20 protein-coding genes are annotated in these 21,245 nt (G+C 65.6%); 9 read left to right on the forward strand and 11 right to left on the reverse strand.

All coding sequences use genetic code 11. From position 1 onward, the window contains the following. Positions 1 to 14: 14 nt before the first annotated feature. A complete protein-coding gene (locus tag WG208_RS03970) occupies positions 15 to 845 on the reverse strand; it encodes a glycosyltransferase family 2 protein (RefSeq protein WP_337170033.1) in 831 nt (276 codons plus the stop codon). Between the two features lie 135 nt (positions 846 to 980). Between WG208_RS03970 and WG208_RS03975 the strand changes: the two genes are divergently transcribed. Both WG208_RS03975 and WG208_RS03980 read left to right on the forward strand, forming a co-directional pair. Further along, positions 981 to 1,703, forward strand: coding sequence for a response regulator transcription factor (locus tag WG208_RS03975; RefSeq protein ID WP_337170034.1), 723 nt, complete (start codon positions 981 to 983; stop codon positions 1,701 to 1,703). 4 nt (positions 1,704 to 1,707) lie between these two features. Beyond that, positions 1,708 to 2,838: an ATP-binding protein gene (locus WG208_RS03980; RefSeq protein WP_337170035.1), complete on the forward strand. Its 1,131-nt coding sequence runs from the start codon at positions 1,708 to 1,710 to the stop codon at positions 2,836 to 2,838. A gap of 53 nt (positions 2,839 to 2,891) precedes the next feature. Here the strand turns inward: WG208_RS03980 and WG208_RS03985 are convergent, their stop codons facing one another. Further along, on the reverse strand, positions 2,892 to 3,251 hold the full coding sequence (locus WG208_RS03985) for a YciI family protein (RefSeq protein ID WP_337170036.1): 360 nt from the start codon (positions 3,249 to 3,251) through the stop codon (positions 2,892 to 2,894). 12 nt (positions 3,252 to 3,263) lie between these two features. On the opposite strand from WG208_RS03985, the gene WG208_RS03990 reads away from it, so the two are divergent. Then, on the forward strand, positions 3,264 to 4,661 hold the full coding sequence (locus WG208_RS03990; protein ID WP_337170037.1) for a DUF6596 domain-containing protein: 1,398 nt from the start codon (positions 3,264 to 3,266) through the stop codon (positions 4,659 to 4,661). A 140-nt stretch (positions 4,662 to 4,801) separates the two neighbouring features. On the opposite strand, the gene WG208_RS03995 is transcribed toward WG208_RS03990, so the two are convergent. Together WG208_RS03995 and WG208_RS04000 are read right to left on the reverse strand one after the other, a co-directional pair. Then, the gene (locus WG208_RS03995; protein ID WP_345786961.1) at positions 4,802 to 5,971 is read right to left on the reverse strand and encodes a pyridoxal phosphate-dependent aminotransferase; all 1,170 of its coding nucleotides are present in this window, start codon (positions 5,969 to 5,971) and stop codon (positions 4,802 to 4,804) included. A gap of 65 nt (positions 5,972 to 6,036) precedes the next feature. After that, entirely contained in the window at positions 6,037 to 6,885 is an 849-nt protein-coding gene (locus tag WG208_RS04000; RefSeq protein WP_337170039.1) for a DUF4184 family protein, read from the reverse strand. A 308-nt stretch (positions 6,886 to 7,193) separates the two neighbouring features. Here WG208_RS04000 and WG208_RS04005 point away from each other — a divergent pair, with 308 nt between their 5' ends. Further along, positions 7,194 to 8,690 carry a type IV pilus twitching motility protein PilT gene (locus WG208_RS04005; protein ID WP_337170040.1) on the forward strand — a complete coding sequence of 499 codons (1,497 nt, stop codon included), beginning with the start codon at positions 7,194 to 7,196 and terminating at the stop codon, positions 8,688 to 8,690. 367 nt (positions 8,691 to 9,057) lie between these two features. On the opposite strand, the gene WG208_RS04010 is transcribed toward WG208_RS04005, so the two are convergent. Beyond that, positions 9,058 to 9,585 carry a RidA family protein gene (locus WG208_RS04010; RefSeq protein ID WP_337170041.1) on the reverse strand — a complete coding sequence of 176 codons (528 nt, stop codon included), beginning with the start codon at positions 9,583 to 9,585 and terminating at the stop codon, positions 9,058 to 9,060. A gap of 180 nt (positions 9,586 to 9,765) precedes the next feature. Between WG208_RS04010 and WG208_RS04015 the strand changes: the two genes are divergently transcribed. From WG208_RS04015 to WG208_RS04025, 3 genes are read left to right on the forward strand one after another with little or no spacing between them, the layout of a single operon-like run. Beyond that, positions 9,766 to 11,454, forward strand: a complete 1,689-nt coding sequence (locus WG208_RS04015; RefSeq protein WP_337170042.1) for a GMC family oxidoreductase — start codon at positions 9,766 to 9,768, stop codon at positions 11,452 to 11,454. 9 nt (positions 11,455 to 11,463) lie between these two features. After that, positions 11,464 to 12,135, forward strand: a complete 672-nt coding sequence (locus WG208_RS04020) for a gluconate 2-dehydrogenase subunit 3 family protein (protein ID WP_337170043.1) — start codon at positions 11,464 to 11,466, stop codon at positions 12,133 to 12,135. A 51-nt stretch (positions 12,136 to 12,186) separates the two neighbouring features. Further along, entirely contained in the window at positions 12,187 to 12,693 is a 507-nt protein-coding gene (locus WG208_RS04025) for a DinB family protein (RefSeq protein WP_337170044.1), read from the forward strand. A 48-nt stretch (positions 12,694 to 12,741) separates the two neighbouring features. On the opposite strand, the gene WG208_RS04030 is transcribed toward WG208_RS04025, so the two are convergent. The 4 genes from WG208_RS04030 to WG208_RS04045 all read right to left on the reverse strand — a co-directional run bounded on the left by WG208_RS04030 (position 12,742) and on the right by WG208_RS04045 (position 16,191). Then, positions 12,742 to 13,293, reverse strand: coding sequence for an SRPBCC family protein (locus WG208_RS04030; RefSeq protein WP_337170045.1), 552 nt, complete (start codon positions 13,291 to 13,293; stop codon positions 12,742 to 12,744). Beyond that, positions 13,290 to 13,844, reverse strand: coding sequence for a MarR family winged helix-turn-helix transcriptional regulator (locus WG208_RS04035; protein ID WP_337170046.1), 555 nt, complete (start codon positions 13,842 to 13,844; stop codon positions 13,290 to 13,292). The genes WG208_RS04030 and WG208_RS04035 overlap by 4 nt, the downstream gene beginning before the upstream one ends. Before the next feature lie 121 nt (positions 13,845 to 13,965). Further along, positions 13,966 to 15,153 carry a PQQ-dependent sugar dehydrogenase gene (locus WG208_RS04040; RefSeq protein ID WP_337170047.1) on the reverse strand — a complete coding sequence of 396 codons (1,188 nt, stop codon included), beginning with the start codon at positions 15,151 to 15,153 and terminating at the stop codon, positions 13,966 to 13,968. Between the two features lie 120 nt (positions 15,154 to 15,273). Beyond that, positions 15,274 to 16,191 carry a histone deacetylase gene (locus tag WG208_RS04045; protein WP_337170048.1) on the reverse strand — a complete coding sequence of 306 codons (918 nt, stop codon included), beginning with the start codon at positions 16,189 to 16,191 and terminating at the stop codon, positions 15,274 to 15,276. 165 nt (positions 16,192 to 16,356) lie between these two features. Here WG208_RS04045 and WG208_RS04050 point away from each other — a divergent pair, with 165 nt between their 5' ends. After that, entirely contained in the window at positions 16,357 to 18,267 is a 1,911-nt protein-coding gene (locus tag WG208_RS04050) for a M20/M25/M40 family metallo-hydrolase (protein ID WP_337170049.1), read from the forward strand. 112 nt (positions 18,268 to 18,379) lie between these two features. On the opposite strand, the gene WG208_RS04055 is transcribed toward WG208_RS04050, so the two are convergent. Continuing rightward, positions 18,380 to 19,843 carry an ATP-binding protein gene (locus WG208_RS04055; RefSeq protein ID WP_337170050.1) on the reverse strand — a complete coding sequence of 488 codons (1,464 nt, stop codon included), beginning with the start codon at positions 19,841 to 19,843 and terminating at the stop codon, positions 18,380 to 18,382. Between the two features lie 136 nt (positions 19,844 to 19,979). After that, positions 19,980 to 20,660: a response regulator transcription factor gene (locus WG208_RS04060; RefSeq protein WP_337170051.1), complete on the reverse strand. Its 681-nt coding sequence runs from the start codon at positions 20,658 to 20,660 to the stop codon at positions 19,980 to 19,982. Between the two features lie 134 nt (positions 20,661 to 20,794). On the opposite strand from WG208_RS04060, the gene WG208_RS04065 reads away from it, so the two are divergent. After that, a complete protein-coding gene (locus WG208_RS04065) occupies positions 20,795 to 21,103 on the forward strand; it encodes a hypothetical protein (protein ID WP_337170052.1) in 309 nt (102 codons plus the stop codon). Positions 21,104 to 21,245 lie beyond the last annotated feature (142 nt).

The raw sequence follows: 21,245 nt of genomic DNA on the forward strand, positions 1-21,245 counted from the left end.
GTTCACACGGTCCTTCAGAGGGCGGTGGGAATGGGCGTCTCGAGCGTCGTCTCGATGAGCGCCGCCGCCGCCGTCGCCCGCTGCTTGCGCTGCTCATCCCACAGCAACGCGTACTTGGCAAACCCGCACCAGGCATGCACCGCGGCAAAGACGAATCCGCGCATGCCTTCCCGCCACATCCCTTCCAGCAGGTAGGTCTTGAAAAACCGCCAGGCGGGCCTGACCGCCACGTCGCTCACCCGCACGCGACGTCCCGACGCGGCGAGATCCTGCGCGCCCCATACGGCGTAGCGATGACCCTTTTCCAGTTGATGCGCGAGGTCACGATACGACTCGTGTTCCAGCCGGGCACGAAGGTCCGCCACCTGTCCCGCGACGTCGAGTCGCTCGTGCACCCGCTGCGGTATCCATCGGGCCGACGATCGATAGAGACGGATGTGCCAGTCGCGTGACCATCCGCCCAGTTCATAGGGCGCGCCCAGGTATCGATTGCGCATCTGGATGCGGTACGCGTCGGCCTCGGGGGCTACCACCACCGCCGCGATCTCACTCGCCAGTTCGTCGGAAGCGCGCTCATCCGCATCCACGGAGAGCACCCAGCGATGACTGGCGCGGGCGATCGCCGCATTTTTCTGATCGGCGATGGTCGGACCGCATCCTTCGAGGACGACGGCGCCGAACCGTCGGGCGATATCGAGCGTACGGTCCGTCGAACCGGCATCGGCCACGATGATCTCCGATGCCCACCAGATGGAAAGCAGACAGGCGGGGAGGCGATCCTCCTCGTTGAGCGTCGGAATGACGACCGTGACGGGAACGGTCCCGGTCGTGTTGGTACGTGTCATGGTGCGGGCGAGAGCGTTACGTTGCGTTGCGTTACGTTGTCTTGGATGGCTCCAAGGCTCGACAGTTTCATCATCGAGCGGCAGCATCTCACCCCTGCTTTAATACTTCCTTAGCACTCCCATCCACACGGTCGCATGGCCCGTACGCCTATCGCCGAATGGCCCGATCCGGACACGCTGCTCGTGGTCGAAGACGACGATGTGCTGCGCGAAACGCTCGCGCTGACACTGGGCACGATGTGTCGTCAGGTACGAACCGCGAGTTCACTGGCCGAAGCCGTTCGTGAGTGTGCCCACGTGTCCCCCGAGCTGGTGCTGCTCGATCTCGGTCTGCCCGATGGCGACGGGTCGCAACTGCTGCAGCAGCTCCGCGTCGTCACCGATGTCCCCATCATCGTGCTGTCGGGCCGGGACGACGAAGACGCCAAGGTGGCCATGCTCGACGCCGGGGCCGACGATTTCATCAGCAAGCCCTGCGGTGCGGCGGAACTGCAGGCGCGCGTCCGCGGACAGTTGCGACGGGCAGCGATGTCGCATGCATCGCGCGCCTGGTCGCTGATCACGGTCGATGGTGTCGAGATCGACCTGCAACAGCAGCGGGTCGTCCGACATGGGACCTTGCAGCGGCTGACGCCCACAGAATGGTCGCTGCTCCGGACGCTCGTGCTGCACGTGGGGCGCCCGCTGTCACCACGCCAGCTGTGGGATCTGGTCTGGGCCCGCGAGTTCGGGGACTACGCCACGCATGTGCGTGTGCACATCACCCATCTCCGCCGGAAGATCGAACCCGATGCCTCCATGCCACGCCTGATCGTGACCGAGCCCGGCGTCGGCTATCGCTTCAACGTGCCCCTGTGATCCGGTGACTCCCGCACGGGTGACCCGTTGGGCCGATCCTTCGCAGCGCTGGCAGGTGTGGGCGCGATGGCTCACGCTGTATCTGGTGGTCACCCTTCTGGTTGGTCGGGTGGCCGGCCAGCCCGAGGTCCGGGTGGCGCATGGCATCCTCATCTACCTGCTGCTGATCATCGGCGCCAGCCGCGAAGGCGGACGCGCACTGTCCATCGTGATGGTGCTTCTCTGTTACGTCACCATCGACTGGCTTTTTGTCCCGCCACTGTACCAGTTCGGCAGCACCCGGGAGCTCGACTGGCTGATCCTCGTGGGTTTTGCGACGGCCGGACTGCTCGTGTCACAACTGTTCGTGAACCTGCAGCGTGCGGCGCGTCTGGCGCGCGAACGCACCATCGAAGTGGAGCGCCTGAGTCTGGAGCGTCTGCAACTCGAACGCGAAGCCTCCGCGGCGCGCGTGCTCGTCGAGGCCGATCGTCTCAAGAACGCCCTGCTCAATTCCGTGGCACACGATCTGCGCTCTCCGGTGGCGACGCTGGCCCTGCTCTCCGATCCCGCCTCGGGGTTCGCGAGCGCCGACGCGCTCGAGCGCGTGAGCGGCGAGGCGCGTCGCCTGGGGGAGTTTCTCGTCACCTTGCAGCGCTTCGCCAAAGCGGGGGAGGCTCCGGCACTGCAGCTCGAATCGCACGACGCCGATCTCGTATTGCAGACTGCACTGCGTTCCTCTGCGGGTCTGCTCGTGACACGCATCGTGCGCCTGCCGGCGTCGTCCCAGCGCGTGACGGTCTCCTGCGATGCCACACTCGTCAATCAGGTGCTCGGCAACCTCCTGCAGAATGCGACGCGCTACGCCCCGCCCGATCAGCCCATCGATCTGCTCGTGCGCGAAGGCGCCACGACCGTGGATCTCGTGGTGGCCGATCGTGGGCCCGGCCTGCCGCCGGATCAGGTGGATCGCATCTTTGCCCCCCTGCGCCGGCCCGTGCGCAGCGATGGAGCATCCCCGGTGAATACCCACATGGGGATGGGGCTCTCCATCGCCCGCACGTTTGCGCGGGCGCAGGGGGGAGATGTGCTGTATCAGCCGCGGGAAGGCGGAGGATCGGAGTTCATCCTGCGCCTGCAACGCGGACCATCATGAATCGCGGATGAATCGCGGATGGGTCGCGAGTGCGGTGCGCGGAGCACCGCAGATCACGGGTTTTCCATGGACTCGATTTCGCGGATCGTGATCGAGCCACGCGATGCCGCATGAGGACAGGTGCGTGCAATCGCCTCCGCGTCGGCGTAGTCGGCCGCCTCGATCAGGAAATACCCCGATACGATCTCCCGCACTTCCGCGTACGGACCGTCCCGCACGACGAGGGCGTCTCCTTCGCGGCGCAGGATCTTCCCGCCTTCGTCGCACAGCTTGTGACCGCCACGCAGACGTCCCTGCGCGGCCATATCCTCTGACCAGGCACTGTACCGGGCGATGACGGCCTGCAGCTCCGCCGGTGAGAGATCGGCGAATTCCGTGGGATCATCGGCCAGCAGCAGCATGAACAACGACATGAGAGACTCCGCATGAAGGAGGGACACGGCATGGGATCGGATGACGGGGTGGATTCCCCGGTGATCATGCCGCGGTATCCAGAGGACTCCGGATCACATCCGGAATCGACATCGACAGCCGATTCGACCTCGGCGGATGCCGGAGAAACAGCCCGCCTGCTGGCCGGTCCACGGGGATTCCGCGATGCCGCCGCCCGTCTCACCGCCATCCTGGTCCGGCAGTATGGTACCGGACAGCTCGATCGTATCGAAGATGCGGCGCAGGATGCCTTCGTGGCGGCGGCCCGGAGCTGGCCGGTGGCCGGCGCTCCGCGGGACGCCATGGCGTGGCTGGTCCAGGTGGCCCGTCGCCGGTATCTCGATCGTCTGCGCGCGGAACATCGTCTCGAACCATCGCCCGACACTGTCGCCGCGGCACTGGCCTCCGCCGTGAGTCCGCCGGATGTCGATACGGACGACCAGCTCGAGATCGCCCCACTGGCCGACGATCAGCTCCGGCTGCTCTTTCTGTGCTGTCATCCCGCGCTGTCGGCCGAGTCCCGTGTGGCGCTCACGCTGAAGTGCGTGGCGCAGTTCAGCGTCGCCGAAATCGCGCGTCTGCTCCGTGCCGATTCCACCGCCGTCGCCCAGCGTCTCGTGCGCGCCAAGCGCACGCTGCGCGGCGTCCGCACGTCGTTTGTCGTGCCCTCGCCCGCGGAACTGCCGAACCGGCTCGACGATGTGCACGCTGTGTGTTACGCGATTTTTGCCGAGGGGCATCTCGCCACCGACGGTGAGCTGTTGGTGCGTCCCGAGTTGTGTGGCGAGGCCATTCATCTCGTGTATCAGCTGTTGCGCTGGCCGGTGACGAACACCCCCGCCGGTCAGGCGCTGCTGGCCCTCATGCTGCTCAATGCCGCACGTCTGTCCACGCGGTCCGCGGACGGCACGCCCGTACCCCTGGCCGAACAGGATCGTTCACGGTGGGACCGTGCCTCGATCGCGCGTGGTGTCCGTGCATTTGCCCGCTCCGCGGCGGGCGATCATCTCAGCCGCTACCACGTGGAAGCCGAGATCGCGATGGCCCACGCCACGGCGCCCACGTTCGCCGATACGCCGTGGCGCATGATCGTGGACGCCTACGATCGCCTGCTGCGCATCGCGCCGTCACCCGTGGCGCAACTCGCCCGTCTCATGGCCATCGCCGAATCCGGGGAGGTGACCACGGCACTGGCCGAGGCTCATGTCTTGCCGGAGACCGTGCGACGCTGGCCCGAATGGCAGGCCACGGTGGCCACACTGCTGACACGCGCCGGCTGCTCCGATGAAGCGCGAACGTATTGGGAAGCCGCACTCGCGGCGCCGCTGCCGGACCCTGTCAGGCGATACTATCGGCGGGTTTCGGGTATTGGGGAGCCGGGTTCGGGGTGAACCGCGGATCGGTTTGGGGTCGTGGGTTCACGGTGTGGAGTGGAACAACCGGGTTGTGGGATGCGAGTCCCGGGTCACGAGACCCGTTACCCGGCAGTTCATCTCCAGACCGTAAACCCGGAACCCACCGCTCTTCCTGCCTACCGCCCCGCCTGTATCCGCGTCTCCAACTTCTCCAACCGTTCCCCGAACGCCCGCAGCGTTTCCTCACGCTTGGCGAAGTGGAAACGAATGAGATGGCGCACGGGTTCACGGAAGAAGCTGGATCCCGGTACACCCGCCACGCCGATCTCCTTGATCAACCACTCCGAGGCGGCCGTGTCGTCGGCAAATCCCAAGGCACTGATGTCCACCATGACGTAGTACGCGCCCTGCGGTTCGGTGAACGGCAACCCGGTGCCCCGCAGGATCTCCAGGAAAACGTCGCGCTTCTTCGTGTACAGCGCCGTGAGCTCGTGGTAGTACGAGTCGGGGAGGTCGAGCGCGCCCACCGCGGCATCCTGCAGCGGCGCCGCGGCCCCCACGGTCAGGAAATCGTGCACCTTGCGCGCCTGCGCGATCACCGACGCCGGTGCGTGCACATACCCCAGACGCCAGCCGGTGATCGAATACGTCTTCGACAACGAATTGCAGGTGATCGTACGCTCGAACGCACCCGGCAGCGTGTTGAAATACACGTGCTCGTGCGGGGCATACACGATATGCTCGTACGGCTCGTCCGTGATCACCCAGGCATCGTACTGCTCGGCGTACTTCAGAATGGTGAGCAGTTCGTCGCGGGTGAACACCTTCCCGCTCGGATTCGACGGATTGCACACCACGATCGCCTTGGGCTTCTGTGCGAAGGCCTTCGCGAGATCGTCCTCGTCGAACCCGAAGCCCGGTGGATGCAGTGGCACATAAATGGGCTCGGCGCCCGACAGAATCGCATCCGCCGCATAGTTCTCGTAGAACGGCGAGAAGACGATGACCTTGTCCCCCGGATTGCAGGCCGTCATCATCGCCACCATCATCGCTTCGGTGCTGCCGCAGGTGACCACGAGATGCTGATCCGGATCCACCTCGAGTCCGGTGAAGCGCGAGATCTTGCGCCCGAGCGCCTGACGGAAGGCCGGCGCCCCCCATGTCACGGCATACTGATGGTTCGGGCCGCGGGCCGCACGCTCGAGTCCGGACAGCAGCACTTCCGGCGGATCGAAGTCGGGAAACCCCTGCGACAGATTGATGGCGCCGTACTGATTGGCGAGGCGCGTGGTCCCACGGATGACCGATTCCGTGAAGACGGAGAGGCGAGCGGCGGTGGTAGGCATGGCCGACATATATCGTCCAGCGCGGAGCCACGCCACTCCGGCCACACCGGCTCAGCCATCGCTCGTCAACCGGCGGTCATGCCGGCGGAAACCATGACATGATGGGTGGCATCTGATGCGTGGTGATCCGTATTCCGGCGCCGTCGGAGGATGGTGGCCGCAACGATCAGCGCCACGAACACCACATCGAGTGCCCCGAACGCCATCGCGGCGGCCGCTGCCTTGCCACTCTCCCGCGCGACGAAGACACCACCGATGACGACCCCGGTTCCCGCGGCGATGGCCACCATCGCCAGCAGTCGATAGGCGACCGTTCGACATTGACGCGGAGGTGTCCACGCCGAGGTGCCGCGCCACGACCACAACAACCGTTCACGCGCGATGCGCCGCCACCAGCGCAGCGACAACACCGCGAATCCGATCGTCAGCCAGCATTGGAGAGCATCGTGCAACGGCACCGGTCCGCCGAAATGCGGCACCGACGTACGCAACACGGGAAACCATGGCACCAGCCAGCCGCTGTGATTGCCATGCGTGATGCCATCGAGCACGACATGGCTCACCCCGCCGAGCCATCCGGAGAATGCCACCGATCCCCAGTCCTGCCAGGTCACCGGCGCGCGCAATGCCAGCAGATCGTGCAGTCGCCAGTCGGGATGGTCGCGAAGATAGGGCACCAGTGCCGGAAGCAGCACGGCGGTGAGCAACCACACGAGCAGCAGGGTCACCGGCACGGTGAACCACACCTGTGCCGTCAGTGTGTGACTGAAGAGCCAGTCGTGTGACATGCGCCCGATGAATTCGAGATCGGGAGCCATGCTGCCGATGCACAATGCCAGACCGGAAAAGCGATGCGGCCAGCGCATCTTGAGCGGCAGGACCAGCGCCTGGTGGGACAGGATCGTCGCGGGCATTTCTTCTCGGCTCGTTTCACTGACGGGTGGTGACGACCATGCGGGACGCCTCCCAGTCTCGGGCCAGCACGACACGACCGTCTCACGACTTCGTCCCGGCGCGTCTTCGGTTCGGCAACGAATCGCGCCGGGAACGGCGTGAATGCATGGACGCCATTCCCCTGCCACCCGCCTCTCCCGCCCGTGCTATCCCGACTCGTGCCCCCGGCGGGGGGTCGTTCGTCCTCTCCTCGGCCCGTTGCGTCGTGCCAGTCACAAAACGCGCGCCCGGGGCCATGCTCGGAAACTCTTGCCATCAGTGTGATAGCGTGCCTCAACTCGACCGTGTCCTGTCCCGCATCGAAGCCGGTGCGGCTTCGCAGATCGTGCTCGAAGCGGATACCTCCATTCACTGCGTCACGCCCAGCGGATTGCAGCCGGTCAGTGCGCAGGTCCTCACGCGCGCGCAGGCACTCGCGCTCGTGCACGAGATGGCGGGCCCCGATGACAAACCCGCCGTGGCCGCAGGAACCGGCATTCGTTTCCTGTATCGCTGGAACGACAAGCAGTGGCTGGTGCAACAGGAGGCGGACGCGCCTCTGCGCATCCGCATCAGACAGTGGGTGGACAAGCCCGGCCCCTCGGATCCCAACGTTCCCGAAGGAACGCGCCATCTCCGTCGTCGCGCGTCCGACAAACCGTTCGGGTCCTTCGAAAACGAGACGACGGCGCGCGAAGCGATCGACCGCCTGCTCCGTGAACAGGTCCGTCGCGGCGCGGCCGATCTGCATCTGCGTGTGGGAGAGCCGCCCATCCTGCGACTGGGCGGCGATCTCGTGCGCATCGAGGGAGAGAGTGTGCTCGACGACCCCACCGTGTCGGGCATGCTGTGGGCCATCATGCCCGACAAGAACAAAGCGGAATTCGACGGCAACTGGGACACCGACTTCGCCCACGAGATCGCCGACGTCTCCCGTTTCCGCGTCAACGTGTTGCGCGACCGCAAAGGGGTGGCCGCCGTGATCCGCACCATTGCCACGGGGACCGTGACGGTGGAGCAGATGGGCATCTCCCCCGAGGTGCAGCAGCTCTGTCACCTCACGAAGGGATTGGTGCTCGTCACCGGTCCCACCGGCTCCGGCAAGTCCACCACGCTCTGCGCGCTCGTCGATCTCATCAATCGTACACGGTCCGATCACATCATCACGATCGAAGACCCCATCGAGTTCGTGCACCAGAGCAAGAAGTGTCTGATCACGCAACGTCAGGTGGGCGTGCACACGCAGTCGTTCAAGAGCGCGTTGCGCGCGGCCCTGCGTGAGGATCCCGACATCGTGCTGGTGGGCGAGCTCCGCGATCTCGAGACCATCGCCATCGCGCTCGAAACGGCGGAAACCGGTCACCTGGTCTTCGGCACCCTGCACACCAGCACGGCGGCCTCCACGATCAATCGCATCGTCGATCAGTTCCCGGCCGATCGCCAGGATCAGATCCGCGTCATGCTCTCCGAATCACTGAAGGGCGTGGTGTCCCAGACGCTGTGCCGCAAGATCGGCGGCGGACGCGTGGCCGCGCGCGAGATCCTGCTGGTCAACAAGGCCGTCAGCGCGCTCATCCGCGAAGGCAAGACGGTGCAGATCCCGAACATCATCCAGACGAATCGTCGGCTCGGCATGGAAACACTGAACGACGCGTTGCTCAGTCTCGTGCGCAACAAGACGATCGAAGCCGAAGAGGCCTTCGTGAGGTCCGTCGAAAAGAAGGAGATGGCGGGCAAGCTCAAGGCGATGGGATACAACCTCGACGGACTGACTTCGGAGGAATAGGGCGGACCGATGGTCAGACTTTCAGACGGGGTCAGAAGTCAGAGATCAGTAGGCCAGAACTGAGACGGAGATAGAACAATGAGAAATCAGATGACCAACGAGATGAGAGGTCAGAGCACTTCGTCCGCAGGTTGGTGCTGACGCGAAAGCTCGGTGTTTTGCGGGGCGCTTCGCTCCCCGAGGAGCCCTGCAGGCACCTGGCTAGTAGCCTGCGGCGCGCACGACCCCCTCGACCGTCAGTGCTCAGACCTCTGACCTCGTGGTTGTCTGATCTCTCATCATTCGATCGCCGTCTCAGTTCTGACCGGCTGATCTCTGACCTCTGACCCCGTCTGAAAGTCTGACCCTCTGACCTTCTGACCCGCCGTTACCGCGCCGCCACGCACTCCATCTCCACTCTGGCCCCGAACAGCAGCGTCGCCTGCACGGCCGCTCGCGCCGGAAACTTCCCGTTGGTGAAGTACTGCCGGTACACCTCGTTCATGGCCGGCCACTCCGCGAGATCCGCCAGAAACACCGTGCACTTCACGACACGGTCCATGCCCACACCGGCCGCGCCCAGCGTGCCCTTGATGTTCTCCAGCAACTGTTTCGTCTCCGCCTGAATGCCGCCTGGCGCGAGCTTGCCGTCGGGGAGCGTCCCCAGCGTGCCGGAAACGAAGATGAGGTTGCCCACCCGCACCGCCGGCGAGAACGGGTTCGCCGGCGGCCCGCCCGGCTGGATGAACTCCGGATCGGCGCCCGACACGGTACCAGCGGCATTCGCCGCCGCATTGGCCGCAGCCGTGTCTTCCGACACGGTGCAACCGGTCCCGAGGGCCATGGTCGCGATGAGCACGGCACAAGTCAGACGCTGCCGCGCGGAATGCTGAGTGAAACGCTGGGAGATTCGCATGTCACCGAACCTGAACGTGGAACCGGCCGCGTCAAGTTTCCGGACATGCCTCGCCTCCCGTGCACACTCCGGGATCCGGACGCATACTAGAGAAGAAGCCTCGGCTCGCCTCTTCCTGCGAGCCGATCCTCACGCACTGCGCGGAACGCATGCCCCACCCTCTCCGCGCAAGGAGGTATTGTGCAGGCACGACAGACCACCGAGTACGACGCCATCGTCGTCGGCTCCGGGATCTCCGGCGGCTGGGCCGCCAAGGAGCTCACCGAAAAGGGGCTCAAAGTCCTCCTGCTCGAACGCGGACGCAACATCGAGCACATCAAGGACTACCCCAATGCCACCAAGGGTCCGTGGGAGTATCCGCACCGCGGTGGGCGCACCCAGCAGATGATCGAGGACTATCCCGTCCTCAGTCGCGACTATCCGCTCAACGAAAAGAATCTCGGCTTCTGGGTCAACGAGAAGGAGTCTCCGTACACCGAGGCCAAACGCTTCGACTGGTATCGCGGCTATCATGTGGGCGGTCGTTCGCTCATGTGGGGTCGGCAGTCGTACCGCTGGAGCGATTTCGACTTCGAGGCCAACGCGCGCGAAGGCATCGCCGTGGACTGGCCCATCCGCTACAAGGACATCGCGGCCTGGTATTCGTACGTCGAGAAGCATGCCGGCATCCAGGGCACACGCGAAGGATTGCCGCATCTTCCCGACAGCGAATTCCTGCCCGGTTTTCCGCTCAACTGCGGCGAGGAACATGTCGCGACGCAGATCCGAAAGAACTACGGTGGCAAGCGCCATCTGATCATCGGACGCAGCGCCAATCTCACGCAGCCCCTGCCGGGACGCGGCCAGTGCCAGACGCGCAATGCCTGCTGGCTGGGCTGCATTTTCGGCGCCTATTTCAGCACCCAATCGTCCACGCTGCCGGCCGCGGTCAAAACCGGCAATCTCACGCTCAAGACCAACGCCATCGTGCACGAACTCGTGTACGACAAGGACACCAAACGGGTCGCCGGTGTGCGGGTGGTCGATGCGCTCACCAACGAAGCCACCGAGTATCGCGCCAAGATCTTCTTCCTGTGCGCGTCCACACTCAACAGCACCTGGCTGCTCATGCGCTCCGCGCGCGACATCTGGCCCGGTGGACTGGGCAGCGCCAGCGGTGAGCTTGGCCACAACCTCATGGACCATCACTTCCGGCTCGGTGCCAGCGGCACCCTGGAAGGGTTCGACGACAAATACTACTACGGCCGTCGACCGACGGGATTCTACATCCCGCGGTTCCAGAATCTCTTCGGCGACAAACGTCCGTATCTGCGCGGCTTCGGGTATCAGGGCAGCGCCAGTCGGCAGGGATGGGAACGGGCGGTGGCGGAACTCGGCATCGGCGGGGAGTTCAAGGACGCCATGGCACAACCCGGTGGCTGGACGATCGGCGCAACGGCGTTCGGGGAAATGCTCCCCGATCATCGCAACATGATCACGATCGACGAAACGAAGCGCGACAAGTGGGGACTGCCCGTGCTCAGGATCGATTGTGAGATCGGCGAGAACGAGCGGCTCATGCGGAAGGACATGACCACCGAACTGGCCGAGATGTTCGAGAGCAGCGGCGCGAAAAACGTGCGCACGTTCGACAACGGCTACTTCCCGGGCATGGGCATCCACGAGATGGGCACGGCCCGCATGGGACGCGATCCGAAGACCTCGGTGCTCAACGCCAACAATCAGGTCTGGGATGCGCTCAATGTGTTCGTCACGGATGGCTCGTGCATGACCTCCGCCTCCGCGGTGAATCCGTCGCTCACGTACATGGCCCTCACCGCACGCGCTGCGGACTTCGCCGTGAACGAACTCAATCGTCGCAATCTGTAGGAGACGATCATGACCAACGACTCCGACCGACTCCCATCTCGGTCACCTGCCGAACCGGCCCCGCCAGCAGGCATCGATCGCCGAGAGGTGATCCGCCGCGTGGGCCTGCTGCTGGGCGGCGCGGCATTCGTCGGTGGCACCACGTTGCTCGATGCCTGCGTGGGCGATGCGCCCGCCAATGGCACCGCCACGGGAGGCACCGGCCGTACCATCGGCACGTTCACCGTGAAGGATCAGGCATTCCTCGACGAGATCGCCGACACCATTCTGCCCACCACCGGCAAATCACCCGGCGCCAAAGCCGCGGGCACCGGCACCTTCATGGCCGTGATGGTCACCGATTGTTATACACCGGCGGATCAGGCCATCTTCCGCGCCGGCATGTCCACCGTGAACGAGGCCTGCCAGACGCTGCACAAGACCTCGTTCATGGAAGCCACTCCCACGCAGCGCAATGCCGTGCTCGTGCAACTCGACCGGGAACAGCACGACTACATGCGCGGCAAGAAAGCGGAAGATCCCACTCACTATTTCCGCATGATGAAGGAGCTGACCATGCTCGGCTTCTTCACCTCGGAGATCGGATACACACAGGCCATGCGCTACAAGGAAACACCGGGTGCGTATCAGCCGTGTATCCCCTACGCACCCGGTGAAACCATCTGGGCCTCACACGCGTGAGGTTTCCGGAGTTCCCGTCCGTTCATTCTTCAACCTGCACACCCTCTCTTCATGTATCACACGCTTGACGAATTCCGTACGCAGTGGGCGTTTGAATCGGAGCAGACGCAGCATATCCTCGAGGCCCTCACCGACGCGTCTCTCGCGCAGCGCATCGACGATGCCGGCGGCCGCACGCTGGGTCAGTTGGCGTGGCACATCACGCAGACGGTCCCCGAGATGACGAACAAGACCGGACTGGCCGTGAGCGGACCGGGCGAACATGACCCCACCCCCACGTCGGCCGCCGCCATCGCCAGCGCCTACAAAGCCGCCTCGGCATCGCTGCTCGCCGAGATCGCCAGCAAGTGGAGCGATGCCTCGCTGACCACGGAAAACGACATGTACGGCATGACGTGGACCAAAGCGCAGACCCTCAACGTGGTGATCACGCACCAGGCTCACCATCGTGGACAGATGACGGTGCTCATGCGCCAGGCGGGGCTGCGCGTGCCCGGCATCTACGGACCGGCCCGCGAGGATTGGGCGGCGATGGGCATGGAGCCGCCGCCACTCTGAGCCCCCGAGCGTACGGCCCGGGCGCTCCCCGCCGGCACGGTCCGCGGGTCAGGCGGAGAAGCTGGCAGTGAGCGCCCGCAGGTACGCCTCGATGCTGTGCGTGTGCCCCATCACGTAGCGACTGATGGTGCGGAAGAGCGGTGATCGCACCACACCATCCTCACGAATGGTCACGCGCGTGCGGACATCGTCGAGCGGTTCCAGGGTGATCGTCCAGACTCCGCCGAACGGCAACGTATCGGTGTCGATCGTACTGGTGAAGACGCGCCCCGGAACCTCCTCCCGGAAAACAAACGGGATACGGCCGTTGCTGCCGTGTTCCACGTAGCGTACGCCCCCCCGCGCGTCGACTTGTGCTGCGTCGTGCGCTACGCCCTCCACGTCAGGCACCAACTCGATACGGGTGACGTCAGGGCGCCATTCGGCGTGACGCGCGATGTCACGGATACGCGAGGCGACGACGTCGGGCGCAGCCGTCAGTTCGGCCGATACGGTCGCCGTGTGGGCTTCCGGCAAGCGCGTACCGACCATCCAGGTCGACACCCCGAGCAACACGATGCTCCCGGCCACCGCTCCGCTCACCAACCACAACGTCTTCATCGCGCCTCCCCGGCGGCAGACATCCGGGCCTGAGTCATGAACTGCTGCGCGGCACGCGCCAGCAGCGCGAGCCCCTGCACGGCCTGTGCACGATCCGCCTCATCGAGTTGGGCCAGCACCCCGGCAATACGATCCGCGTGCAGAGGCGACGCACTGCGCCGCGCCGCCCGCCCTTCGGGTGTCAGCACGAGGAGACGACGGCGTGCATCGACGTCGGTCGCATCGCTCCGCAGGTAGCCGAGCTGTTCGAGTCGCGCGATATGGGCACTGAGCGACGACTTGGCCATGCCAAGGTGCGCGGCCAGCGGTGCGGGCGCGGTGCCATCGGACGCGATATGCGCCAGGATGGTGGCTTCACGATCGGTGAGGCCGGTCGGATGGGGCTCACCACGCGTGCGATGCTCCACATGACAGGCGAACCAGAGTGAAGGGTAGGCCTGCTGCACGGCATCGACGAGATCATCGAGCGCGGCATCAACAGGCGCCTCAACCGGCGCATCGGTTGCCGCATCGGTTGCCGCATCATGTGATTCCGGGGTGCGTGAGGTCATGCCGCACGCTGCCGACAAATCCATCGTTCGTCAAACCGAACGATCCCCAAAGCCTCTCGAAATGCAAACGGGCTCCCACACAGGGAGCCCGCTCTCGTTCGTTGTCCGTCGCGGTCAGCCGCTACTTCCGCACCACCGGCTCGAGCCTCACGATCGGCGTAGGCTGTCCACCCTGATCGTCGATGGCCAGATAGATCAGCCCATCCGGTCCCTGCCGCACGTCGCGGATGCGCCCCTGGTTCTTCATGAGATTGTCCGCCACCTCCGCACGCTGCCCGTCGAGCGTCACCCGCACCAGCTTCTGGCCGGCCAGTCCACCCACGAACAGGCTGTTCCGCCATTCCGGGAACCGTGTGCCCGTGTAGAGCAGCAACCCCGAGGTCGCGATGGATGGCACCCAGACGTTCTTCGCGTTCTCCATGCCCGGTGCCATCGTTCCCGCGTGAATGGCCTTGCCGGCGCCGTAGTTCACGCCGAATCCCACCACCGGCCAGCCGTAGTTCTTGCCGGGCAGAATGAGATTGAGTTCGTCGCCGCCCTGCGGACCGTGCTCCGTCTCCCACACGTCACCCGTGGTCGGATGCACGATCAGTCCCTGCGGATTGCGATGTCCGTAGCTCCAGATCTCCGGCTTCGCGCCCGCCTGATTGACGAACGGATTGTCCGGCGGCACACGGCCATCGTCCATCAGGCGAAGAATCTTGCCGTGATGATTGCTCAGATCCTGCGCGGGATGCTTGGTGAGATCGCCTTCAGGCGGCGCCTGGCGCTCACCCACGCTCATGAACAGATGCCCGTTCTTGTCGAACGCCACACGCGACCCGAAATGACCGGGACGACCGCGGGTTTCCGCCACGAAGATGTCCTTGCCGTCCACCAGCGCATCGTTCTCGAAACGCGCCCGATACAGCGCCGTGGTGGAGCCGCCCGGCACCGCCTTGCTGTAGGTGAGGTAGACAAAATGGTTCTGCGCGAAATTCGGATGCAGCACCACGTCGAGCAGGCCACCCTGTCCCGCGGCCACCACCTCCGGCACACCCGCCACCGGCTTGGGAAGCAGGGCCCCGCGTCGCACGATGCGCAGACGCCCCGGTCGTTCCGTCACCAGCATGTCACCCGACGGCAGAAACGCGATCGCCCACGGGTTCACGAATCCGTCCGCCACCTTCACCGCGCGATAGTCGTGCACCGTCGACTTCTGCACCCCGGTCAGCAGCGGACCGTTGGCGGCCGCCTGGGCAGGGGCGGTGGCAAATGGGGCGACACTCAGCAGCCCCAGCAGAAACACGGCGGGCAATGAACGGGTCATGCAGGGATGCTCCAGTGGACGGGGGAATCCGTGAAAGATACCTCTCCGGCGGGGCGATTTCACGCTCGGACACGCGATTTTTCAGGCGCACCATATCGCGCACCATATCGCGCGCACTATTCACGCATGCGCGAACGCCCCGTCGTAGGCGCACAACACCCGGACCGTATTGGTGTGCGCGGTGACCGTGTCTGCGATCTGCCGTCCATACCCACCGGACATGGTGACACACACCGGCAGCCCCACCTCCCGGCAACTCGCGATCACCAGGCGGTCGCGGGCCACCAGCCCTTCGAAGGTGAGGGCGAGACGACCCAGGCGGTCGCCCTCGTGCGGATCGGCACCGGCGAGATACACCACCAGATCCGGTCGGGCCTCACGCAACACGATCGGCAGATACCGCTCGAGCAGGACGAGATAGGTCGCATCGTCCGTTCCGTCGTCGAGTTCCACGTCGAGACGCCCCGGCACTTTGTGAAACGGAAAATTCTTCGCGCCGTGCATGCTGAACGTGTACACGCGTGCATCGTCCGCGAAGCAGGCATGCGTGCCGTTGCCCTGATGCACATCGAGATCCACGATCGCCACACGCTCCACCAGCCCACGCGCCTGGAGACGCCGCACCGCCACGGCCACGTCGTTGAATGTGCAGAACCCTTCGCCATGACCCGGGAAGGCGTGATGGGTGCCGCCCGCGAGATTCATCGTGAGTCCATGCACCAGCGCCGCCTCACTGGCCTCGATGGTGCCCTGCACCACACGAAAGGCCCGTTCCACGAAGGACGGACTCCACGGCAGCCCGATACGGCGCTGGGCCGCGGGCGAGAGTGTGCCGTCACGGATGCTCGTCACGTACTCCGGCGTATGCACCCGCAGCAGATCGACGTCGGCCGCCCGACCGGGATCGTGCAGACGCTCGGGTGGCACCAGCCCCGCGCCCAGCACGGCTTCGCGCAGCAACTGGTACTTCGCCATGGGGAAGCGATGCCCCTCCGGGAGCGCGATGGCATAACTGGCGGACGACCACAGGTGAAGCATGCCGCAAGCTATACCGTCGGTCGTCCCGCGGGACGACAAACGAGGCCGCCCATCACGGCGCGGCCCGGGCCGTGACACCAGCAGCGGGCCGTTGCCTCGCGTAATTTCAGGGATGGCGGACGACGCACGTCCGCGGCCTCACGTCATTTCCATCCGGTGATCCCTGTGTCCCGAGTTCTTCTGGCGGCGGTGCTGCTGACCGCCGCTGGTGCCGCGCCCATGCAGACCCTGCATGCGCAGAATCGGCCGGCTCCAGCCAAGGCGGTGCCCTCCAAGGGCGCCGGTTCCCCGTCCGTTCGCCCCGTCTGGTCGGACGAAGGTCCGCTCAAGTGGGCGCCCCGCCCCACCGAATCGGCCATCACGGCCAACGACCTGCGCACCCGCCTCTATCAATTCGCGGACGACTCCATGGCGGGTCGACGCATCGGTGAGCTGGGGAACTACAAGGGCACCGAATACATCGCGCGGGAATTCCGGCGCATGGGTCTCAAGCCGGCCGGCGACAGCGGCGGCTTCTTCCAGACGCTGCCATTCGGCCCCATCGGGATCGACAGCACCAGCGCCACGCTGACTGTCGGCGGACGTGCGCTCGCCAGGCGGACGCAGTGGATCCCCACCGTGCCCACCGCGGCCAATGGAGTGGGATCGTCGGTGTCCATTCAGAACGTGCCTGCGGTGTTCGCCGGTCAATGGGGTGACACCTCCGTGATGCTCGATGCGGCGGCCATGCGGGGCAAGGTACTGGTCTTCACGGCCTCACCCGCCATGCGCGCCGTGGCGGCCAGCAGCGGGGCGCCCGCCAGCTTCGTCAGCTGCGCCGATGTGCCGGACAAGTTCGGGGCCAACGCCGCCATCGCCGAGGAAGCCCGTCAGCGCGCCAACCCGACCGCTGCGGCGGCCGCTACACGCCGTCCGCCTTTTGCTACGGCCGTGCGTGACGCCCGGGCCGAAGCCGTCGGCGCCGCCGCCGTGCTCGTGGTCGGTCTCGACGACATGCAACCGACGGCCATCAACGCGGCCTTCGCCCAGCCGATGGGCATGCGTCCGGCGTCACCGCTCAATGCGTCCGCGCCGGCCGGCGCCTCCATCTCCCGGGCGGTCGCGGAACAGCTCTTCGGCAAGCCCATCGAACAGGTCGCCGTGGGCACCACCGGACAGCCGGTGAGCGCGTCGTGGCAGCATCGCTGGCGCATTTCGCCCACGCCGGCGCGCAATGTTGTGGCGGTCCTGCCGGGCTCCGATCCGACGCTGGCCTCCGAATACGTGCTCCTGGGCGCGCACAACGACCACGTGGGGGTGAACCCGGTGGTGGTCGATCACGACTCCGTGCGCGCGTACAACATGGTGGTGCGTCGACAGGGCGCGAACGATCCCGTGTGCACGCCCACGCCCGCGCAACAGAAGAAGATCGATTCGCTCATCGCGCACGCACGCAGCATCCGCGCGCCGCGTCGCGACTCCATCATGAACGGCGCCGACGACGATGGGTCCGGCACCGTCGTGCTGCTCGAGATCGCCGAGAAGTTCGCGAAGGAGAAGCCGAAGCGCTCCATCATCTTCGTCTCGCATCAGGGCGAGGAAGGTGGGCTGTTGGGCTCACGGTGGTTCACCGATCATCCCACCATCCCGCTCGATAAGGTCGTGGCGGCCCACAACATGGACATGGTGGGCAAGGGACGGAACTGGCAGGTGAAGTACGGCGGCCCCAACTCCGTGCAGATGCTCGGCGCGCGCCGGCTCTCGCGCGAGTTCGGGGACATGATTGACTCGGTCAATGCCAACAGCAAGGAACCGATGGCGATCGACAAGAGCTGGGACGTGCCCGCCAACCCGCTGAATCGCTTCTGCCGCAGCGACCAGGTGAACTACGTGCGGAAGGACATTCCCACGGTGTACATGTCACTCGGCTACGCGATCGACTACCACCAGCACACCGACGAACCGCAGTACATCGACTACGACCACTCCGCACGACTGGGTCGTTTCATCCATGAAGTCATGACCGCCATCGCCAACCGCCCCGACAAACCGGCGATTGCGGGCCCCGATCCGACCATGCCCACCTGCGGTCGCTGATCGAAGCATCATCCACGCTCGATCGAGGGCACGTCGCCCTCCGCGAAGCCCGCTGGACTCCGGTCCGGCGGGCTTTTGCATGACAGGCGTATGAGGGACCACGAATGCGGCGTCAGGCAGTCCGCTGTTGCAGCTCCCGTCCCGGCAGCGTGAACTCGAACACACTGCCCGTGGCATCGCTGCGCACGAGCCGCAACGCGCCACCGTGGGCCTGCGCGATCCAGGCGGCGATGGGCAGACCGAGTCCCGCACCAGACGCATCGGGAAGCCCCGAGCGATCGGTCGTGTGCTGCACACGATAGAAACGCTCGAAGATCCGCGCCTGATGTTCCGGCGCGATGCCTTTGCCGGTGTCGGTCACCCGCACCATGGCACCACCACCCGGTCGCGGCTCGGCCTCCGCGCGTACCCGGCCGCCGGTCGGCGTGTATTTGATCGCGTTGTCCAGCAGGTTCATGACCACGCGGCGCAACATGGCATCGTCGCCGACCGTGGGCACCTCACTCACCGGCAGGAATTCGAGCGTGATCTGCTTCTCGCGTGCGATACTGCCGATCGCATCCACGCAGTCTCCCACCAGCTCCTCGAGAAACAGCGGCTGGGGAGCGATGGTCTGTTCGGCCGCGTCGCGTCGTGCCAGCAGGAACAGATCGCCGACGATGGACGCCAACCGGCGTGCCTCGCCATGAATGATGCGCAACGCCGCCCGGTACTGCTCGGGTGACCGGTCGCTGCTCAGCGCGAGCTCACTCTCGCCGATCACGATGGCCACCGGCGTGCGCAATTCGTGCGAGGCGTCGGCCGTGAAGCGCCGACGTTGTGCGAAGGCATCCTCGACACGATCCAGCAAAGCATTGAATGTGCGGGACAACCGCGAGAGTTCATCGTCGGCGGGCGGCACCGGCAAACGTTGGTGCAGATTGCTCGCCGTGATCTGCTCCGCCTGCGCCCGCATGGCATCCACCGGACGCAGACTGGCCGCCGCCAACCCCAGACCGCCGGCCATGGCCAGCACCAGCGCGATCGGGAACCCCACCCACATCGTTTCGCGCAGTCGTGTGAACAGCGCATCGCGCGCCGCCAGCGATTGACTCACCGAGACCACGAAGAGGCCGCGTCTCGTGGACACCGGGATCGACACCACCCGTTCCCGATGCGGCTCGAGCGTGACCACATCGGTATCCATCAGCGCCAGCGCCCGCACCGCCGAGGTGCTTGCCCGTTGCCAGCCGGCCGCGCCACCGAAATACCGCGTCGCACTCGAGGTCGTATCCACGGCCAGCAGATGCAGACGTGGACCGTCCACGCCGCCCGGACGGGACTGGAAGATGGCCACCCCGATATCGCGGAACCGGTGATTCTCGAGAGTGCGATCGGCCGCCCAGCGTGGCGCGAGCGAATCGGACGCCCACGCCGGCGGTACGTTGGCCAGCGCGAGTTGCAGTGACGAGGCGACCGCATCGGCCGTATCGGTGAGATAGGCATCGCTGTCGGCGCGCGTCACGCGCTTGAGCACCGCGTAGGTGAGACTGCCGGTGATCACCAGCAGGATCCCCAACGCCGCCGTGTACCACAAGGTCAGACGTGTACGGATCGATCGCCGGGTGAGCGACCCATGTGAGGACCCATGGGAGGACACGTGTGCAGACACATTCGCGGAGACATGGGACGACCTCCCGGGCGACCCCTGCGGCGGCGCGGTCATGGGCTGCTCATTCCGCGACGTCGGCGGACAGCAGATAACCGGCACCGCGCCGGGTGTGCAGCAATGGTGCGCCATTCACACTCTCGATCTTCTTCCGCACCCGGCCGATGTACACTTCCAATGCGTTCGACGCGGGATCGTGATTGGCATCCCAGACATGCTCGGTGAGCTCCGCCCGCCCCACCACGCGTCCCGCGTGGCGCGCCAGATAGGCCAGCAGTGTGTACTCCCGTGTCGTGAGATCGAGCGGCACACCGGCCCGCGTGGCCTGTTGCGCGCGGGTGTCCACCACGAGATCCCCCACCACGATGCGCTCGTCCTGCAGCACCGGGCCTCGACGCATGATGGCCCGCAGACGCGCGAGCAATTCATCCAGCTCGAACGGTTTGACGAGATAGTCGTCGGCGCCCGCGTCGAGCCCGGCCACCCGATCGCCCAGCGCATCCCGTGCGGTGAGCATCAGAATGGGTGTGCGTTTGCCGCGGCGTCGCAGCTCCGCGCACACATCGATCCCCGAACGGCGCGGCATCGTCACATCGAGAATGATGACGTCGTAGTCGTTCACCGCCGCCTCGATGATCGCGGCTTCCCCGTCGACCACCACGTCCACGGCAAAGGCGCGCTCCCGGAGCGCCCGGGCGAGCAGATCGTGAAGCCGGGTATCGTCTTCCGCGAGCAGGATACGCATGGATCGGAGTGGGTCGGATTGAAATCGGCGCGGGGCCGGAAATCTCTGGAAAATCGTTAACTGCCGTTCAGGTTGACGGCGACAGTTTGTTCTCGCGTCCTCTGCGGAGCCCGGCCGGTTGACCGGTGTCCCCCGTGGAATCGCCACAGACTTCTGGAGAGTATATGTCCATCGCCCGCGCTACTGCTTCCCTCGTCGCCCTTGCCTTTGCCACCGTTGCCGGCGCCCAGCAGCCGGCCGCGAAGCATGACCAGCCCGCCAAGCCGGCGGCCGGCGCCAAGGCCGCGCACGATTCCACCAAGCACGCTGCCGCGCCGACCAAGCCGGCCACGGCGCCCGCCGCCGCGACCACACCGGCACCTGCCGGTGCCCCGGCCTCGACAGCGGCCAAGCCGAGCCACGACAGCACCAAGCACGCGCCCGCGAAGCCGGTCAAGAAGTAACCCCCCAACGGTTTTCACAGGGCACGGGGCAGCGCGGCCCCGACAGCGGCGAGTCGATCGGGGAGCAACCCCCGGTCGGCTCGCCGGGTCGTGTGCAGGACACTGCGGAATGCGGCTGGGAGTGGTGCTGAGCATTGCCGGA

Source organism: Gemmatimonas aurantiaca (assembly GCF_037190085.1).
Taxonomy (GTDB): domain Bacteria; phylum Gemmatimonadota; class Gemmatimonadetes; order Gemmatimonadales; family Gemmatimonadaceae; genus Gemmatimonas; species Gemmatimonas aurantiaca_A.

What these genes read in the sequence shown, in the direction of transcription:
- WG208_RS03970 (WP_337170033.1), bottom strand. Translation starts at nt 845, where the DNA reads ATGACACGTACCAACACGACCGGGACCGTTCCCGTCACGGTCGTCATT.
- WG208_RS03975 (WP_337170034.1), top strand. Translation starts at nt 981, where the DNA reads ATGGCCCGTACGCCTATCGCCGAATGGCCCGATCCGGACACGCTGCTC.
- WG208_RS03985 (WP_337170036.1), bottom strand. Translation starts at nt 3,251, where the DNA reads ATGTCGTTGTTCATGCTGCTGCTGGCCGATGATCCCACGGAATTCGCC.
- WG208_RS03990 (WP_337170037.1), top strand. Translation starts at nt 3,264, where the DNA reads ATGAAGGAGGGACACGGCATGGGATCGGATGACGGGGTGGATTCCCCG.
- WG208_RS03995 (WP_345786961.1), bottom strand. Translation starts at nt 5,971, where the DNA reads ATGCCTACCACCGCCGCTCGCCTCTCCGTCTTCACGGAATCGGTCATC.
- WG208_RS04000 (WP_337170039.1), bottom strand. Translation starts at nt 6,885, where the DNA reads ATGCCCGCGACGATCCTGTCCCACCAGGCGCTGGTCCTGCCGCTCAAG.
- WG208_RS04010 (WP_337170041.1), bottom strand. Translation starts at nt 9,585, where the DNA reads ATGCGAATCTCCCAGCGTTTCACTCAGCATTCCGCGCGGCAGCGTCTG.
- WG208_RS04020 (WP_337170043.1), top strand. Translation starts at nt 11,464, where the DNA reads ATGACCAACGACTCCGACCGACTCCCATCTCGGTCACCTGCCGAACCG.
- WG208_RS04025 (WP_337170044.1), top strand. Translation starts at nt 12,187, where the DNA reads ATGTATCACACGCTTGACGAATTCCGTACGCAGTGGGCGTTTGAATCG.
- WG208_RS04030 (WP_337170045.1), bottom strand. Translation starts at nt 13,293, where the DNA reads ATGAAGACGTTGTGGTTGGTGAGCGGAGCGGTGGCCGGGAGCATCGTG.
- WG208_RS04035 (WP_337170046.1), bottom strand. Translation starts at nt 13,844, where the DNA reads ATGACCTCACGCACCCCGGAATCACATGATGCGGCAACCGATGCGGCA.
- WG208_RS04040 (WP_337170047.1), bottom strand. Translation starts at nt 15,153, where the DNA reads ATGACCCGTTCATTGCCCGCCGTGTTTCTGCTGGGGCTGCTGAGTGTC.
- WG208_RS04045 (WP_337170048.1), bottom strand. Translation starts at nt 16,191, where the DNA reads ATGCTTCACCTGTGGTCGTCCGCCAGTTATGCCATCGCGCTCCCGGAG.
- WG208_RS04060 (WP_337170051.1), bottom strand. Translation starts at nt 20,660, where the DNA reads ATGCGTATCCTGCTCGCGGAAGACGATACCCGGCTTCACGATCTGCTC.